The sequence below is a fragment of the Ewingella sp. AOP8-B2-18 genome, from assembly GCF_052376015.1.
Classification (GTDB): domain Bacteria; phylum Pseudomonadota; class Gammaproteobacteria; order Enterobacterales; family Enterobacteriaceae; genus Ewingella; species Ewingella allii.
Window position 1 is genome coordinate 24,090 of the sequence record NZ_JBQSVB010000008.1, and the last position, 15,250, is coordinate 39,339.

The window sequence follows — 15,250 nt, forward strand, 5'->3', positions numbered from 1 at the left end:
GGCTGCGCTTTTTCTTATCTACATCCATATCTCACGGCTTTTCGGTCGCCGGAATGGGCAGTTTCGCCAGTCTAGTTTTGCCATAAATAATGGTTAGGATGGCCGGGACGCTAAAGGCGACGGCGATAGCGGCGACTTCGTAAATCATCTTCGAGTCAGGGCCACTGAACAGGCCGAGCTCAAACACGTTCAGCACCGGCAAGAAACTGTAAGTTTTCACCCCCAGCAGGCCGGTTATCCCGCCACCCAGCGCCGCGCCGATGCAGCCAAACACAAACAGCATGCGATACTTCAGGTTCACCCCATACAACGCCGGTTCGGTGATGCCAAAGAAGGCGGAAATAGAGGCTGAAATGGCAATCTGCTTATCTTTCACATTGCGGGCGATGAAGATTGCGCCAAAGGCCGCGCCGAATTGCCCCATCACCGCCGACATAAACATCGGCATAATGGTGTCGAAGCCAGAAACCTGAATGTTGATCAGCGCAATCGGGATAATGCCCCAATGGACGCCGAACACAACGAACAGCTGGCCAATGCCCGCCAGCAGCGCGCCGGAAATCACCGGGCTGAGCTGGTAAAGCCAGAAGTAGCCTTTGGCGATGCCGATGCCCACGTAGTCAGCAATCGGGCCGATAAAGGTGAATACCACGAAGCCGGTGATAATCAGCGACAGGCAGGGGACAAACACCAGCGCGGCGACTTCCGGGATGACTTTCTTCAGATAGCGTTCGACATAGCTGAGGAAAAGTACCGCGAAAATCGCCGGGATCACCGCGCCGCCGTAGATTTTCATACTCAGCGACAGGCCAAATACGCTGATTGCGGCAGGGATATCCGTCGTCGTTAATGGGTATACCATGGCCGCCGTCAAAGCTAACGCAATGTATTTATTGGTTTTAAACTTCTCTGCGGCGGTGACTGCAATAAATAAAGGCAGGAAAGTGAACACGCCGCTGGCCAGTGCGTTAAACACGGTAAAGACATAGGCATCGGTATGGACCAGGTTCATAGTTTGGAGTAAAACCACGATACCCTTGAGCATGCCGACGCCCGCCAACACGCCGATGTAAGGGGTGAAAATGGCCGAGATATTGGAAAGCAGACGGTTAAACAGCGAGGTTTTTTCCTCGGGTTCGGCAACCGTCTGGCTTTCAGGTTCGACGACCCGAGCCTGCTCAATTGCTCGGTAAACGTGCTCGACGCGCGGACCAATGACGATTTGGAACTGGCTATTGTTATTGATAACTTTAATGATATCCGGCATGTCATTAAGAGCAGATTCATTAACCTTGGTGAGATCTTTGAGATTAAAACGTAACCGCGTGGCGCAATGCGTGAGATATTCAATATTGTTATCACCACCAATATTAGAAATAATCTGACTTGCCATCATTTTATAATCAATAGCCATGTTATTTCCTTCATTAAACCTTAGTTATAATCACCGGGTTTGGTTTTACTTTTCACCGAGACGCCAAAATCGGTAAAAATACGCTGGCCGAGGTTATTGCCTTTATCTTCAGCAATATGATGAGCCAATATTTGGAAGGGGATCACAGCAATCAGTGGTGCAATATATTCGCTGACGTTGGCATCAATCGCTAAAGTTCGCGGCTCATCGCTTGTGCCAATCTTCAGGCTGTAAATAAAGGGTGTGCATTTCTTCTCATATTCTCTGAGCAGCAACAAACGCTCTTTGGCGACGCTTTCCACTTCGATAAAGAAGATGCGATGGTGCGGATTCACCTCGAAATAGGGACCATGCATGAAGGTCTCCATCTCAATACCTTGAGAGGGGACGCGCACCGTTTCGGCAAATTTGGTCGCCATCTCCTGACAAACGCCCACCGCCGGGCCATAGCCGATACTGGTGAAACGCGGCGAGGGGACCAGCTCCTCCTTCCAGGTTTGGTAGAAAGCCTCGGTAACATCAATGATGGTTGGAATGGCGTCGATGGCGGCTTTAAACATCGCCAGTTCGGCGTGTTCTTGCTGTTCGCTAATGGCGCCTTCGGCTCTGGCACTGCGTAAACCTAGTAACATCAGGGTAAGGATCGTCGCGGTATAACCTTTGGTGACGTAGCCTACACGTTCTTCACCGTTTTGAATATCAATAGCGATATCAACGCTCTTCGCCAGTTCGCTGTCCATCTTGCTGGTGACGCCGTAGGTTTGCGCGTTGCTGTACTGCTTAATGTGGCGCATGGCGTTCAGCGTGGAGGTGCTTTCGCCACTTTGGGAAACGCCCATGACTAAATCAATCGCCGGGTTTGGCTTTTCAAAGAACTGATAATTGAAAGGTTCTTCGATAGTAATTCTGGCGCGGGTTAGTTTCTCAATATAATACTTGGCGCTTTTTGCCGCATTAATACTGGAGCCGGTGGCGAGTATTAACCACTCTTTCTTGTCTTGAATAGTAGGGATTGTCTTAGGATATCCATTAAGGATATTTAACAATACTTCATGCTGCTGATGAATATAGGTCATCATGGTCGGCTTCACGGTCTTCTCCCTTATTTACGATGTCTTTTAGGTTTTTAAATGAAAAACCTGAAAACGTTTTCAGTAAAATAGGAGCCGGCAATAGGAAGATCAATATGACAAGATTGAAACTGTGAGCGAAGTGGCAAAAGGCAGGCTTAAAACGCCTTTTGCCAAGGGGGAGTGCGCTTTTGGATTTAACGGGGAGTGATTGATGGCTTGAGCAAACACTCAAGCCGGGACGAGCTTAGCAAGACTCGCCTTCAATCAGCACAGAGACAATTTCCGGATGCTCACTCGCCTGCTCACGCGGCTCGATGATTTCCAGAATAGTGGTGGTAACCGCCTGACCGATCTGTGCATTTTGATGGTCAACCGTGGTAATGCGTGGAACGTAATATTCGCTGCCAGGGAAGTACTCGCAGCTGGCGACCGCAATATCTTGCGGCACGCTGATATGGTTATCTTTTAACGCTCGGATAGCCCCGATGGCGACCTGATCGTTAATCGCCAAAATGGCTTCAGGAAGCCCGCCTTTTTGACGCTGCTGTATCAGGCGTTCTGCGGCCTGATAGCCGTGTTGCAGGTAAAAGTTGGTCTCAACGATCAGGCTGTCATCGGCCGTTAATCCGGCTTTCGCCAGCTGATCTTTGAAGGCTTTTATCCGCTGTTTAGTGAGGTAGACCTTCTCCGAACCGCCGATAAAGGCGATTTTCTGATAGCCCTTATCAATCAAATGTTGAGTGACCAACTCAACGCTGTGGGTCTGGTCGCGGACTATACAGGGGTAATCAAGCTGCGGAATGTGACGACCCACTACCACGGTAGGGATGGTTTCGGTGAGTTTTTTCAGTGCCTCAAGATAGCTCTCCGGCACCACAAGGTAGTCAATTTCGCCACCGAGAATAATCACGCCGTCGAGCTGGCTGCTGATCACCGAGGTAAAAATGTTCTCGTCGATATGCTGCGCAGAGCCCGTCGGGCCTTTATTGGCGGACTGTGTGTCGAACAGCATGACCTTATAGCCAGCGTGTAAGCAGACCTTTTCAATCTGTTCGACTAGCATCACGAAGTAGGGGTTAGTGATATCAGAAACCACCACCGCCAGCATGTGGGTCTTCTTCGAAATCATGCCGCGCGCCACTAAGTTCGGGCTGAAATTATGCTCCTTGATCACCTTATCAACCTTGGCTTTGGTTTTATCCGCCACCCATTGGTTGTTATTGAGTACGCGGGAAACCGTGGTGATCGACACCCCGGCCATCTCAGCAATATCTTTTATGGTGATGCTTTTCTTCATTATGCGTCTCTTTCCTTCAAATCCTGTCGTCGCATTCCTTGGCTGGCAGGGACTAAAACGGCCTATAACGTCGCATAAAGCGGGAGATTTTTGAAGGTTTACCTGAATCTCCCTTGATAACCATCCCAATTCCGAGCAGAGAAACTGCCATTCCGGCCAGCATGGTCCATGAAAGTGGCTCGCCAAACATCGCCCATGCCCAGAGCAGGGTGACCGGCGGGCTGAGGAACAGGACACTGGTGACGCGCACCGCCGAAGTGCGTTGCAGGCAGAACCAGTACAGCCCGTAGCCGCCGAAAGTTGAAAACAGCCCGGTCCACAGCACGCTTAATACGAATCCGCGTGAAATCTCCGGCAGCAGTGGTCCCTGAGTCCCGGCCACGACAGCAAATGCCACTGAAGACGCAGCGCTTTGCAGCCACAGCGTGGTGGTGAGATTCAGCGGAGTCGAGGGCTGAAATTTCTTTTGTAGCAGGGTAGCACCGGCCAGTGACAGCATCCCAAGCAGCGGCAGGGCATAGGCCCACAGCGGAACCGCCTTCAACGACAGGCTACTCCAGCTGACCATTAGCACCCCGCCGACGCCCAATAACAAGCCGAGCCAGACCACGTTAGCTGGTTTTTGCCGCATAAAGATCAGTGCCAGCAGAGCGGTGCCGATGGGCAAAAGATCGGCCATTAATGCCGCAAGCCCGGCGGAAACGCCCAACTCAATGCCTTTCACTACTCCCGCCAGATATCCCGCCATGGCCAGGAGGCCAATGCCCGCGTTGAGTGCTATCGTGGCAAGCGATGTATGGCGTAACTGCCTAATAACAAAGGGGAACAAAATCACCGTGACCAGCACGCAGCGCCAGAAAACCACAAGAAAAGCCGAAGTGTAATCAATGGAGAACCTTGCGCCGACGAACCCTGAACTCCAGGCAACCACCAACAGTGCTTCGCAAGCCAAAAGTGAGAGGGTGCCGGTGAGGGCCTTTTTGTCAGTTTTTGCCGGGAGAATCTTTGTTGTGTGGTGATTTAGCATATTTTTTCGCCTCTCTTTTGCTTGATCTTAGAGAAACGATGTACTTCAATAAAACGAAATAAATTAATCTAGTGGTTTATAAAAACAAAATGATGTCTTCAACCTTAGATATAGAACTGCTGCGCACCTTTCACGCCGTGGCGAAGTTAGGCCAATTTCGCGCGGCGGCCGCGCAGGTGAATAAAAGCCCGGCGGCGGTGAGCGTGCATATCCAAAGATTGGAGGCGATTGCGGGCGGCAGGCTGTTTGACCGCGATAACCAGTCGGTGATCCTCACGCCCTTGGGCGAACGATTACTAGCAACCACCGGCAGCCTGCTGCGGGCTCATGACCAGATCCTCGATGAGCTTCGTACCGCGCCGCTAAAAGGCCACATCAAGCTGGGCGTGCCTGATGAATATGCGGCCTATGTGATCCGCGATATCTTGCCGACTTTTAATATGAGTTATCCCGATGTCGTGCTGGAAATCACGACCGCGCCCAGCTTCACGCTGAGGAACCTGATAGGGCAGGAGCGTTTGGATATTGCCATTTCGGTTTGTGCCGCGGGGTCACGTTCCGAGGATTTATTGCTGATGGCTACTACGCCGGTGTGGGTGGGAGGAGTGGGGATGGCGCTCACGCCGGAAAGCCCGCTGCCGTTGGCACTGCACGCCAGCCATTGCCCCTATAGTGAAGCCATGACTAGCTCGCTTTCTGACGCAAAGTTGGGCTGGCGTGTGCTCCTCACCAGTCCCTCTTCTAGTGCAATTGAAGCCTGCGTGGAAACCGGCTTAGGTATCAGCCTGATAGATCGCGCGCGGGTAAAACCGACGATGCGTATTCTGGAAAACTTACCCAAAGTCCCGACTTACGAAGTGTACTTACTGCGTTCTCCTTCCAGCGACCTTTCCCAAGCGGTGTCGGCACTTGAGAAGGTCATTGCTGAGCAGTTTCGGCTGTGATGAAGCTTTTTAGTAAGGCTTTCAAATGTTTTTATTCCTGATAAGCAATGATGGTTTTTCACTGAACATGCCGAATGCACAGTTGAAGTTTATTGAGCTTATTGTATGTTGTAACTAAAATAGGTTGTAATACACCACCTATTTCCCTAGGAAGGGCATCACCCTTGAGATTGAAACTTGGTAGCAAAAACCTTAGAGAACCAGTCTATAAACACCCTGACCTTAGGGGAGAGGTAGCGACGATCGGGGAACAAAATGGATACTGGCTTAGTGACTGTTGCATAATCGGTTAATACTTCTCGCAGCTCGCCGGATTGAATATGCGGGTCCAGCGCGGTCTGCGGCGCATGAAGCATGCCAAGCCCGGCTAACCCACAGGACAGCAGCACATCTGAATTATTCACCAGCATACTGCTGCCTGGCCGACGAGAGATCACTTTACCATCCATGACAAACTTCCATTCCATCACTTCACGACTATGCTCGCTAAAAAAATGAATGGCGTTGTGATGCACCAGATCATCAGGTGTAAGCGGAGTGCCATATTTTTCAAGGTATGTCGGTGCTGCGCAGGTGGCCATGCGCACGGTACCTACCCGGCGCGAGATAAAACTGGAATCAACAAGCTCCCCCAGACGAATAACGCAGTCAACACCTTCTGAAACCATATCCGTAAGTCAGTCGGACGCGGTGAGTACGATGTCGATTTGCGGTTAGAGAGTCTGAAACTCATTTAAAGAGGGGATCAGTATGGTGTACGTCAGTGCCAACGGCGCATCAATGCGCAGACGGCCGCGTGGCGGCTGGGTGGGTGAAACTGAAGCCATCAATTCATTTACATCACCCAAAAGTGCTTTGGCTCGCTGGTAAATTTCATCCCCTTCAACCGTCACGCTTAGGCTGCGTGTCGTACGATGAAGCAGTTTTACACCCAAATCCTCTTCCAACTGCTGTATTGACTTACTCACCGCCGGGCGATGCAGTTGCAAAGCGTCAGCCGCTTTAGTGAAACTGCGCAGCTCGACCACTTTAACAAAAATAGTCATTAATTCCAGCATGTTAGAACGCATGTCTTTATCCTTGATAGGGACGTAAAGCTTATAATTCGCATTATACCCTACATGGATTGTTTCCCCTGCAATAACACTGAAGTCCTTTTCTGTGACTTTTTCCGGCTTATCTCACTCTCTATCATTGGCGAATCTTAGGCATAGAAAGTGGACGCAATAAAATGAAAGCATGGTTACTGAAAGATTTTGGTCTGGAAAATTTACAACTTGAAGAAGTTGAGACGCCGACACCTGGCCCCGGTGAGTTGTTGGTAAAAGTCGGCGCAGTCTCTCTGAATTTCAGGGATAAAGCGATTATTGAAGGGTTTTATAAACCTCATTTGGTTCCAAAATCACTTATTCCGGTCTCTGATGCAGCGGGCACAATTGTTGCCGTTGGTGAAGGTGTTACCCGTTTTAGCTTGGGTGAGCGTGTTAACTCACATCTCTATTCGCGCTGGTTAGAGGGTGAGCCCGCTGCCGATGAGCCAGCATGGTGCATGGGCATGCCTCTACCGGGTGGATTGGCGGAGTATATGATCATCCATGAAGACAGCGCCGTCAGCGCGCCTGACAGCATGACTGATGAGGAAGCTTCAACCTTGCCTATTGCGGCACTTACAGCATGGTACTCACTGATGGATATCGGCAATCTTCAGCCCGGGCAAACAGTTCTGGTGCAGGGAACGGGCGGCGTATCCGTTTTTGCTGCGCAGATTGCCCATGCTTACGGGGCCCGCGTTATTGCTACATCCAGTAACGGTGCCAACCTTGGGCGCATTAAGTCCTTGGGTGCCGATGAGGGGATCAACTATAAAACCTGTCCTGACTGGCATAACAAAGTCCTTGAGTTGACCGAGGGTAAAGGCGCAGACATTACGGTGGAAGTCGCCGGCGGGGAAGGGATTAACCAGTCAGTTGCCGCGACCAAAGTCGCCGGAACCATTACTCAGGTAGGTTTCTTGACTGGCCAGACATCACAACTTGATCTAATGCCACTGATTTTCCGTCAGACTACGATTCGTGGCATCGCCGTGGCACCGCGTTCATCATTCGATCGCATGAATCCTTTCCTTCATAAACATGATATCAAACCGGTTATTGAGCAGGTTTATAGTTTCAGTGAAGCAGTAGAGGCCTTCAAACACCTTTCTCGCGGCGCGTTTGGTAAAATCGTCATTAAGATTGGCGACTGATATCTTTTTCTGCGTGAATAAATGCAGGATGTTTCGGAAAGGCTCCCAATTGGGAGCCTTTTCCACAACTGAGAGTCATCAACAGTGGCCATATTAGGAGTATTACTCGTAAAGCGACAAATCGACAAATCGACACATTAATGTCATTAATGGGGTTAAAATGGTTTTATCTATGAACAGCCTTCATAAATGCTCATTTGTGAACTTCGTTAAGGAAATCGCTAATGCTCAAAGAAAACTTCAATGAACTCCAAATTTTTTTTGTGGTAGCTAGGGAGCGCAGTTTTACCAAAGCGGCGGGCAAACTCGGGGTTTCTCAGTCAGCACTTAGCCATGCAATAAAAGCATTGGAGGAAAGGCTAAATATCCGCCTTCTGACGCGGACTACCCGAAGCGTTGCTCCCACTGAAGCGGGGGAGAGAATCATTGCTTGTCTTGAAGCCCGTATTGCCGACCTTGAGCAGGAGCTGGAGTCACTGGTTCAACTGAATGGGACGGCCTCCGGTAACATTCGCTTATCTGCGGGGGAACATGCCGCGCGAAGTTTGGTATGGCCGAAGCTAAAACCTTTTCTCAGAGAATACCCGGAAATAAATGTCGAACTGGTGGTAGATAACGGTTTTGTCGATATTGTTGAAGGGCGATTTGACGCCGGAATTCGTCTGGGGGAAAGCGTGGATAAGGACATGATTGCCGTGAGGATTGGGCCGGACATGAGTATGGCGGTGGTCGGCTCGCCTGCTTATTTCGCCACTCACCCTGTGCCTCAAACACCCCACGAGCTGCAACATCATCGGTGCATCAATATGCGCCTGCCGACTGCCGGTGGGCTTTACCATTGGGAGTTTGAGAAGGATGGGAAACCGTTACGGGTCAGAGTGGAAGGGCAGGTAACCTTTAATCTGCTGGCGGAAAGGATTGATGCAGTATTGTCGGCTTTTGGTCTCGCCAGTGTCCCTGAGAATATGGTTCAGGATTATATAAAGTCCGGAGAGCTTATTCAGGTTCTGCGGGACTGGTCGCCTACTTTCCCGGGATATTATCTTTACTACCCCAGCCGTAAGCAGCACCCACCTGCTTTTTCACTGATGATCGATGCACTTCGCTACTCGGAATAACGGGTTCGCAGATCGGTACGAGCCCGCCAGAGTATCAACGGCCTAGGCGGCTTTTGACTTAAACATCAAGTTTGCGGCCAGTCAGCCATTCCACCATCGCCGGGTCACGGTGAGAGAAGAAGGCGCTGGTTGCGGTGTCGAGAGCGGCAATTTGCAGCATATCCTCAGAGCTGAGTTCAAAATCGAGAATATTGATGTTCTCTTCAATGCGCTCTTTGCGCACCGATTTAGCCAGTGAAACGATGCCTCGCTGGAAGATCCAACGCAGGACAACCTGACCCACACTTTTGCCGTACTTCTGACCAATCGCCGTTAACACGGGGTGCTGGAACAGGCCATTTTTACCTTCTGCAAACGGTGCCCAGGCTTCCGGCTGTATGCTGCGACTTTGCATCCACGGAACGGCATGCAATTGCTGGTTGAATGGATTGACTTCAATCTGGTTCACCGCAGGGGCAACGGTGTTGAAGGCGATAAGATCGGCCAGTCTGTCAGGCTGGAAGTTGCTGACGCCAATGGCGCGAATTTTGCCCGCCTGTTGCAGTTCTTCCATGGCCCGCCAGGCCCCATGGACATCGCCGTAAGGCTGGTGAATCAGATAAAGGTCAACGTAATCAAGTTGCAGCCTATTCAGAGAGCGTTCGAACTGTGCTTTAGCACCTTCGTAATTGGTATCTTGTAGCCAAAGTTTGGTTGTTACAAAAAGTTCGTTACGTGCGATACCGGTCTGTTTCAGTGCGTTCCCGACCTGGGTTTCATTCTGGTAAGACGCGGCGGTATCAATCAGGCGATATCCCGTATCGATGGCATCAATAACGGCACGCTCGCATTCTGCGGCATCCGTCATCTGGAAGACACCAAAGCCCAGCAGGGGCATTTCAATACCGTTGTTAAGTTTTACAGTTTGCATAACGTTATCCTTCAGCTGTTGTGTTGGAAAAGCATAACGCAAAGTGATTTATTCGATTAGAGCGTGCAATGTGCTAGGGCTAATTAGCAGGATTCATGAATATTTACTGAATCCTGCTTTTAGATTACTACCCTACTGCAACTTTTTTTCTTTCAGGAGCTGGCTCACCAAATCAGCAATCTGCACATTATTTAAATCAGAGAACGGGAAGTGGGTATTCCCTTTGATTCCCACTTCTGGCAGATGCGTCACAGTGACATCTCCGCCATGCTTGTTCACCACGTCACGCCACTCATGAGCCATTTCCAGACGCGCTCGCCAGCTGTCCTGCGCTGGCATGGTGACAGGCTTATCCGGTATGTTATCGCCGTAAATAATCAGAATCGGGATTTTGGTCAGTGCCATAAACTACTCCATCGGCGCAGACTCGCCCTTCAGCGTGTCGAACGCACTTGGCATAGGGGCAGGGAGTTCTTTTTCCGGGAAGACGAAGCTACTGCCAGGCTCAAAGACGACAATGGCTTTGACCTTGTTGTTTTTCATCGCCGTATACCAGCCTGACCCGCCACCCTGAGAGTGGGTGAAGAGAATATCTGTAAGAAATTCCCGCCAGTTCCGTATTATAAAAAACAGGCTGGATGATGTATCCTGCATTGATTATTGGTATGCTGTATATAATTACAGTACAAGGAGCAAATCATGGCTGTTGAAACAAAGTTTGTTGTCGTCAGAAAAGGTGAAGAAAAAATGACATTTGCCAATAAGAAGGAAGCGGACGCTTACGACAAAATGCTCGATATGGCTGATGCTTTTACTGACTGGCTGTTGCAGAGCGAACTGGAAATTGATGAATCGCTGGCAGAAAATATCGCCCTGCGTCTGGCTGAGCAAAAAGATACCGTTCAGTACATCCTGCGTACCAGCAAGCTGCCGGAAGAAAAAGCCATGAAAACGCCTGTCGCGCAGGCGGAAGATCCGGCGGTGACTGAAACTGAAGAATCACTGGAAGAAACGACTGAAGAAACCGCAACAGCGCCAGCTCCTAAAAAGTCCGGTGCGGTTAAAGCCGCCTGATTCGCTTTCAGCCCCCTGTAGAAAAACCGGCTTATCAGGCCGGTTTTTTTGTCCTGCAAGAAGCAAAAGACGCTTATTTATGCTGTTTCGCGAACTCTTCTTTGGCTTTCTTCAGTTGCTGCTGGAAAGCGTCGTTGGTGTGCAGCGTTGCCACAACTGCAGAACCGACGATTCGAGCCGCATCCACATCACTCTGCCAGTGGTATCCGCAAATCACGCGGCTCTGGCCTAAATCATAACCACGCTGCAGGATTTGATCCTGACGTTGCGGGTTGATTTCAGTCAGCACCAACGCCGTTGCCCAGCCAATAGAAGTATGGCCGGAAGGATAAGAACCGTTTTTCGAAAGCTTATCCTGCTCGGTGGTATTACAGGTCGGGACGCCATAGAAGGCAAACGGGCGGATACGCATGTACTTCTCTTTCGCGCCACGCGTGGCCAGGTCTCCGGCATCTTCAATCATATTGGTCAGCAGCTTGTGCAGCTCCGGCGTGTCTTTGGCAGTGATCGGTGAGCCAAATGCACCGGAGAAAGCATTCGCCACGCCCCCTCCGCTCAGGTTTGCATCTTCAGCGGCCTGTTTGCCGCGTTCGGTTGAACGCAGCAGACGGCCCTGCTCATACATCGCCTGGTCATTGAGGAATGCAATGCTGCCCACTGCCGGTGGTGGTGGCAGCAGGTTCAGGCTATTGATGGCCTGATCATTCTTTAAATAGTAGAGATCCGGTTTGGTGGTGGCATCGTTGCCAGTCAAGGCAAACGCATTAAATGAAACAAGTCCTGCGAGGCAAAAAGTGGTCAGTCTTTTCATGTTAGCATCCTTACAATCAGCTATTTTATTTTCATCACGAAATCATTTTCGTAACATTTCCTAATACTGAGTAGTAAAACAAAATAGGTGATAGAAAGTTGGTATGAGATCTCAAAACAAGAAATTCATAGCGGGCATGAATGTTTTACGGCTAAAAAATGGGCTTTTTGCTGGAAAGCGCGACGAAATTTGGTAAAACATTTTCTCGGCTAACCCGACCGCTAATCCGGCTGCACCCGTCGTTCAATATTTTTGGCGAAAAAGTAGATAACGGACGCCATGAGGATGTAGAACACGGCCGTCAACGAATAGGTTTTGAAGAATTCGAAATTGCCTGCCGCCAACTCCTGCATGCGCGCAAACAGCTCGGGATACTGCACCAAAAACGCCAAAGAACTGTCTTTGAGGTTATGGATCACCTGATTGGTCAATGCCGGGACGGAGGTGCGCAACACCTGAGGCAGAATGATATAGCTGTAGATCTGCAAGCGGCTAAAACCCTGTGCCGACGCGGCTTCCAGCTGGGTTTTGTCTAGCCCGTTGTAGGCCGTCAACATATATGCCGCGTTGTAGGCCGCAATGTTTAGCGTGAAGCCCAGCACCGTCACTTCAAAGGGAGACAGCCTGAATCCGTGGGTCGGCAGCCCGTAATAGAGAATGTAAATAATGCAGATCAGCGGCGTGCCGATGAAAAAGGATTTATAGGCTTCAACACAGCGAGCGAGACGGCTATTTTTGCTCAGGCTAAGGTAGAAGACCACCACGCCTAGCAGGAAGCCGGTGACGGAAATCACCACTGTCAGTTTAATCGTCGCCCAAATGCCTAAATAAATCAGCGGCCACTGGTCGAGAAAGTCGTGGTAGAAGCTGAGCATGCTGTCACTCATAGTGCATTTTCCCAAAGAAGCGCTGTACTTCAGGAAGGGTGGAGGAATGGGCAAGTTGGCTCACCGAGCCTTGCGCCATAATTTTCCCGCCATACATAAAAGCGACGTTATCACTGATTTCATTAGCAAAAGCGATGTCATGGGTCACGCAAACCGTGGTGACTTTGCGGCTCTCGAGCTTTTTAATTAATAGCGCCACTTCTTGGCTCATCAGAGGGTCGAGAGCGGAAGTAGGTTCGTCCAAAATCACAATTTCAGGCTTCATCACCAGCGTTCGCGCCAGTGCCACGCGCTGCTTTTGCCCGCCAGACAGCTGGGCCGGAAACTTCTTCTCGTGGACTGACATCTCAAAATAGGCCAGCTCCTCCCGCGCCAGAGCACGCGCCTGCTCTTTGTTTTTCCCCTGAATTTTGCGCAAAGCCAGCGTCACGTTGTCTAACACGCTAAGATGGCGATAGAGCGCAAAGCTCTGAAAAACAAAGCCTATCTTGCTGCGCAATAAACGCACATCCACCTCTTTACCCAACAACTCTTCGCCATGAAAGGTGATTTGGCCCGATGTTGGTCGCTCCAGCAAATTAAGGCAGCGAATGAGCGTGGTTTTGCCACAGCCGGAAGGCCCCATAATGACCTGAGTCGCACCGGCGGCGATAGCAAGGTTGACGCCATCTAACACCCGGTTGCCGTCGAACTGCTTCACCAAATCGGACACTTGTAAAATCGACACGTATTCCTCCCGGCTGTTATTCAACCGCGTATTTATTTTTTGTTTTTTTCAAAATGAAAACGAAGAATAGGTAAATAATGAAATATAAAACCCCACAAATAAGGTAAATATTCATTCCTAACATGGTGGCGGCGGTCAATGCTTTGGCCTGCCCCAGAATTTCCGTTATTCCTACGGTGTAGGCGAAAGGGGTATTTTTCAGGATAGAGGTCAGTTCATTCATCACGCCGGGAATTGAAAAACGCAGCATCTGGGGGAATTCGATATACAGAGTGATTTGTAAATCGCTAAAGCCCATAGCCTTGGCTGCCGTTATTTCATTTTCCTCGACCGATTCCAGCGCGCCGCGAAAGACCTCAGAAATATAAGCACCGCCAATAATACCTAAACTCAGATTCATGGCCACCAACGGCGGGCTGCTTAAACCAAAACTCGGTAAGCCGAAATAAATTAAGAATAGCAGGACTAATACCGGCACGGCGCGAATAAGGAAAACAAGACAATCAAGAATATAACTCACTCGACGGCCAGTGAGTCGCCGCAGCGCGGCGACTACCAGTCCCGAAATAAAGGCCGTTATAAAGCAGGTGAGTGTGATATAAAAGGTATAAACCACGCCGTGCAATAACAGACCAGTAATATCGAAAAGTTCTTTAGCGAACATGGATTATGACTTCAACCATTTATCCATGATGGCAGCCAGCTTCTTCGGACCCAATTGCTTGAGGTATGCGTTGAAGTCGTCACGAATTGGCGAGCCTTGTTGGAATGCAAAGCCCAAATGGTCGACGCCTTTGAACGAGTAGCTAATAGCCAGAGGCATTTTCTGGTGGAAACGGTAGTTGTCATAAACTGGTTCTTCGATGAATGCCAAGTCCAGATTACCGTTTTTCAGGTCGGTAACTGCTTCGTTATAAGAAGGATATAACTTCACATCAGCAACGTTGTAATAACCCTTCGGCTCAAGGTCGCTTTTGATTAAATCAGTGTAAGCCATACCGCGCGGGTAGCCGATGCTGTATTTTTTCAGCTGTGACAGGTCAGTGATCGTCAGCTTTTTAGAAGCCAGGCTGACTAAGTTAAAGGAGTTCTCATAATAAGAGTCAGAGAAATCCATCACCTTTTTACGTTTATCCGTAATAGAAATCCCAGAGAAGGCGACGTCAGCCTGTTTGCTAGCAACAGCGCCTAACATGCCATCCCAGTCATACTCTTTGGTTTCAATTTTGCAGCCGCGCGCTTTGCAATAATCTGTGAAAATTTCCAGATCAACGCCCTGCAATTTACCATTCTGATCTTTAAACAGCATCGGTGGCGAGTTTGGTGAAATGGCAACGGTAAGCGTTTTACCTTTAACCAAATCAGCTGCGAAGGTACCTGTTGTTGTAAAAGCTAACAAAGAAGCAAGAACGATCTTTTTAAGATGTTTCATATTAATCCTATAGAAGATTATTTAATTGGATTATAGCTGACATTTAAATAACTAATCCTAGCGAAGAGGATACTGCTCGCTTTATAAAAAACCGTCAATACGGCCAAATCCATTTTTAGCAAAAAGTGCTGAACTTAAAATTCAGCAATTTGCCATTACTTAGAATTTTATATTACCAGTGAAGGTTCAGTAGCATAGGAAATAATGCAGAGTGATTTGCTATGAGAGTTATAACGTAAGATAGGAGGCATTGTTAATCTGAATGTAATATTTTATTAATTCTATATCATT

At 49.3% G+C, this 15,250-nt stretch carries 14 protein-coding genes and 2 pseudogenes; 4 read left to right on the forward strand and 12 right to left on the reverse strand.

Features of this window, described 5'->3' with window-relative positions:
* Positions 1 to 31: 31 nt before the first annotated feature.
* The 4 genes from ACT3RR_RS15900 to ACT3RR_RS15915 all read right to left on the reverse strand — a co-directional run bounded on the left by ACT3RR_RS15900 (position 32) and on the right by ACT3RR_RS15915 (position 4,811).
* The gene (locus ACT3RR_RS15900; protein WP_496200673.1) at positions 32 to 1,414 is read right to left on the reverse strand and encodes a PTS transporter subunit EIIC; all 1,383 of its coding nucleotides are present in this window, start codon (positions 1,412 to 1,414) and stop codon (positions 32 to 34) included.
* Positions 1,415 to 1,434: 20 nt separating this feature from the next.
* Positions 1,435 to 2,505, reverse strand: coding sequence for an SIS domain-containing protein (locus ACT3RR_RS15905; protein WP_496200674.1), 1,071 nt, complete (start codon positions 2,503 to 2,505; stop codon positions 1,435 to 1,437).
* Positions 2,506 to 2,731: 226 nt separating this feature from the next.
* On the reverse strand, positions 2,732 to 3,784 hold the full coding sequence (locus ACT3RR_RS15910; RefSeq protein WP_496200675.1) for a LacI family DNA-binding transcriptional regulator: 1,053 nt from the start codon (positions 3,782 to 3,784) through the stop codon (positions 2,732 to 2,734).
* Positions 3,785 to 3,836: 52 nt separating this feature from the next.
* Complete coding sequence (locus ACT3RR_RS15915) at positions 3,837 to 4,811, reverse strand: DMT family transporter (protein WP_496200676.1); 975 nt, start codon at positions 4,809 to 4,811, stop codon at positions 3,837 to 3,839.
* 92 nt (positions 4,812 to 4,903) lie between these two features.
* Between ACT3RR_RS15915 and ACT3RR_RS15920 the strand changes: the two genes are divergently transcribed.
* Positions 4,904 to 5,755, forward strand: coding sequence for a LysR family transcriptional regulator (locus ACT3RR_RS15920; protein WP_496200677.1), 852 nt, complete (start codon positions 4,904 to 4,906; stop codon positions 5,753 to 5,755).
* A 158-nt stretch (positions 5,756 to 5,913) separates the two neighbouring features.
* Here ACT3RR_RS15920 and ACT3RR_RS15925 read toward each other — a convergent pair.
* A pseudogene (locus ACT3RR_RS15925) lies at positions 5,914 to 6,825 on the reverse strand (LysR family transcriptional regulator).
* 161 nt (positions 6,826 to 6,986) lie between these two features.
* On the opposite strand from ACT3RR_RS15925, the gene ACT3RR_RS15930 reads away from it, so the two are divergent.
* The gene (locus ACT3RR_RS15930; protein WP_496200678.1) at positions 6,987 to 8,000 is read left to right on the forward strand and encodes a zinc-dependent alcohol dehydrogenase family protein; all 1,014 of its coding nucleotides are present in this window, start codon (positions 6,987 to 6,989) and stop codon (positions 7,998 to 8,000) included.
* Between the two features lie 224 nt (positions 8,001 to 8,224).
* Positions 8,225 to 9,118, forward strand: coding sequence for a LysR family transcriptional regulator (locus ACT3RR_RS15935; protein WP_485903366.1), 894 nt, complete (start codon positions 8,225 to 8,227; stop codon positions 9,116 to 9,118).
* 58 nt (positions 9,119 to 9,176) lie between these two features.
* Here ACT3RR_RS15935 and ACT3RR_RS15940 read toward each other — a convergent pair whose 3' ends face one another.
* Together ACT3RR_RS15940 and ACT3RR_RS15945 are read right to left on the reverse strand one after the other, a co-directional pair.
* The gene (locus ACT3RR_RS15940) at positions 9,177 to 10,028 is read right to left on the reverse strand and encodes an aldo/keto reductase (RefSeq protein WP_496200679.1); all 852 of its coding nucleotides are present in this window, start codon (positions 10,026 to 10,028) and stop codon (positions 9,177 to 9,179) included.
* Positions 10,029 to 10,160: 132 nt separating this feature from the next.
* Positions 10,161 to 10,619 (reverse strand): annotated as a pseudogene (locus ACT3RR_RS15945) (alpha/beta hydrolase); the annotation flags it as partial.
* Positions 10,620 to 10,727: 108 nt separating this feature from the next.
* On the opposite strand from ACT3RR_RS15945, the gene ACT3RR_RS15950 reads away from it, so the two are divergent.
* Positions 10,728 to 11,102: a YebG family protein gene (locus tag ACT3RR_RS15950; protein ID WP_496200680.1), complete on the forward strand. Its 375-nt coding sequence runs from the start codon at positions 10,728 to 10,730 to the stop codon at positions 11,100 to 11,102.
* A 73-nt stretch (positions 11,103 to 11,175) separates the two neighbouring features.
* Here the strand turns inward: ACT3RR_RS15950 and phoC are convergent, their stop codons facing one another.
* The 5 genes from phoC to ACT3RR_RS15975 all read right to left on the reverse strand — a co-directional run bounded on the left by phoC (position 11,176) and on the right by ACT3RR_RS15975 (position 14,959).
* Positions 11,176 to 11,913, reverse strand: coding sequence for an acid phosphatase PhoC (gene phoC, locus ACT3RR_RS15955; RefSeq protein WP_185690422.1), 738 nt, complete (start codon positions 11,911 to 11,913; stop codon positions 11,176 to 11,178).
* 221 nt (positions 11,914 to 12,134) lie between these two features.
* On the reverse strand, positions 12,135 to 12,800 hold the full coding sequence (locus ACT3RR_RS15960; protein WP_496200681.1) for an amino acid ABC transporter permease: 666 nt from the start codon (positions 12,798 to 12,800) through the stop codon (positions 12,135 to 12,137).
* A complete protein-coding gene (locus ACT3RR_RS15965; RefSeq protein ID WP_496200682.1) occupies positions 12,793 to 13,527 on the reverse strand; it encodes an amino acid ABC transporter ATP-binding protein in 735 nt (244 codons plus the stop codon). Before ACT3RR_RS15965 ends, ACT3RR_RS15960 begins: the two co-directional genes overlap by 8 nt.
* 16 nt (positions 13,528 to 13,543) lie before the next feature.
* Positions 13,544 to 14,191 (reverse strand): amino acid ABC transporter permease, encoded by a 648-nt coding sequence (locus ACT3RR_RS15970; protein WP_496200683.1) that lies wholly within the window; start codon positions 14,189 to 14,191, stop codon positions 13,544 to 13,546.
* 3 nt (positions 14,192 to 14,194) lie between these two features.
* The gene (locus tag ACT3RR_RS15975; protein ID WP_353504195.1) at positions 14,195 to 14,959 is read right to left on the reverse strand and encodes a transporter substrate-binding domain-containing protein; all 765 of its coding nucleotides are present in this window, start codon (positions 14,957 to 14,959) and stop codon (positions 14,195 to 14,197) included.
* Between the last annotated feature and the right edge of the window lie 291 nt (positions 14,960 to 15,250).

What these genes read in the sequence shown, in the direction of transcription:
- ACT3RR_RS15900 (WP_496200673.1), bottom strand. Translation starts at nt 1,414, where the DNA reads ATGGCTATTGATTATAAAATGATGGCAAGTCAGATTATTTCTAATATT.
- ACT3RR_RS15910 (WP_496200675.1), bottom strand. Translation starts at nt 3,784, where the DNA reads ATGAAGAAAAGCATCACCATAAAAGATATTGCTGAGATGGCCGGGGTG.
- ACT3RR_RS15915 (WP_496200676.1), bottom strand. Translation starts at nt 4,811, where the DNA reads ATGCTAAATCACCACACAACAAAGATTCTCCCGGCAAAAACTGACAAA.
- ACT3RR_RS15920 (WP_496200677.1), top strand. Translation starts at nt 4,904, where the DNA reads ATGTCTTCAACCTTAGATATAGAACTGCTGCGCACCTTTCACGCCGTG.
- ACT3RR_RS15930 (WP_496200678.1), top strand. Translation starts at nt 6,987, where the DNA reads ATGAAAGCATGGTTACTGAAAGATTTTGGTCTGGAAAATTTACAACTT.
- ACT3RR_RS15935 (WP_485903366.1), top strand. Translation starts at nt 8,225, where the DNA reads ATGCTCAAAGAAAACTTCAATGAACTCCAAATTTTTTTTGTGGTAGCT.
- ACT3RR_RS15940 (WP_496200679.1), bottom strand. Translation starts at nt 10,028, where the DNA reads ATGCAAACTGTAAAACTTAACAACGGTATTGAAATGCCCCTGCTGGGC.
- ACT3RR_RS15950 (WP_496200680.1), top strand. Translation starts at nt 10,728, where the DNA reads ATGGCTGTTGAAACAAAGTTTGTTGTCGTCAGAAAAGGTGAAGAAAAA.
- phoC (WP_185690422.1), bottom strand. Translation starts at nt 11,913, where the DNA reads ATGAAAAGACTGACCACTTTTTGCCTCGCAGGACTTGTTTCATTTAAT.
- ACT3RR_RS15960 (WP_496200681.1), bottom strand. Translation starts at nt 12,800, where the DNA reads ATGAGTGACAGCATGCTCAGCTTCTACCACGACTTTCTCGACCAGTGG.
- ACT3RR_RS15970 (WP_496200683.1), bottom strand. Translation starts at nt 14,191, where the DNA reads ATGTTCGCTAAAGAACTTTTCGATATTACTGGTCTGTTATTGCACGGC.
- ACT3RR_RS15975 (WP_353504195.1), bottom strand. Translation starts at nt 14,959, where the DNA reads ATGAAACATCTTAAAAAGATCGTTCTTGCTTCTTTGTTAGCTTTTACA.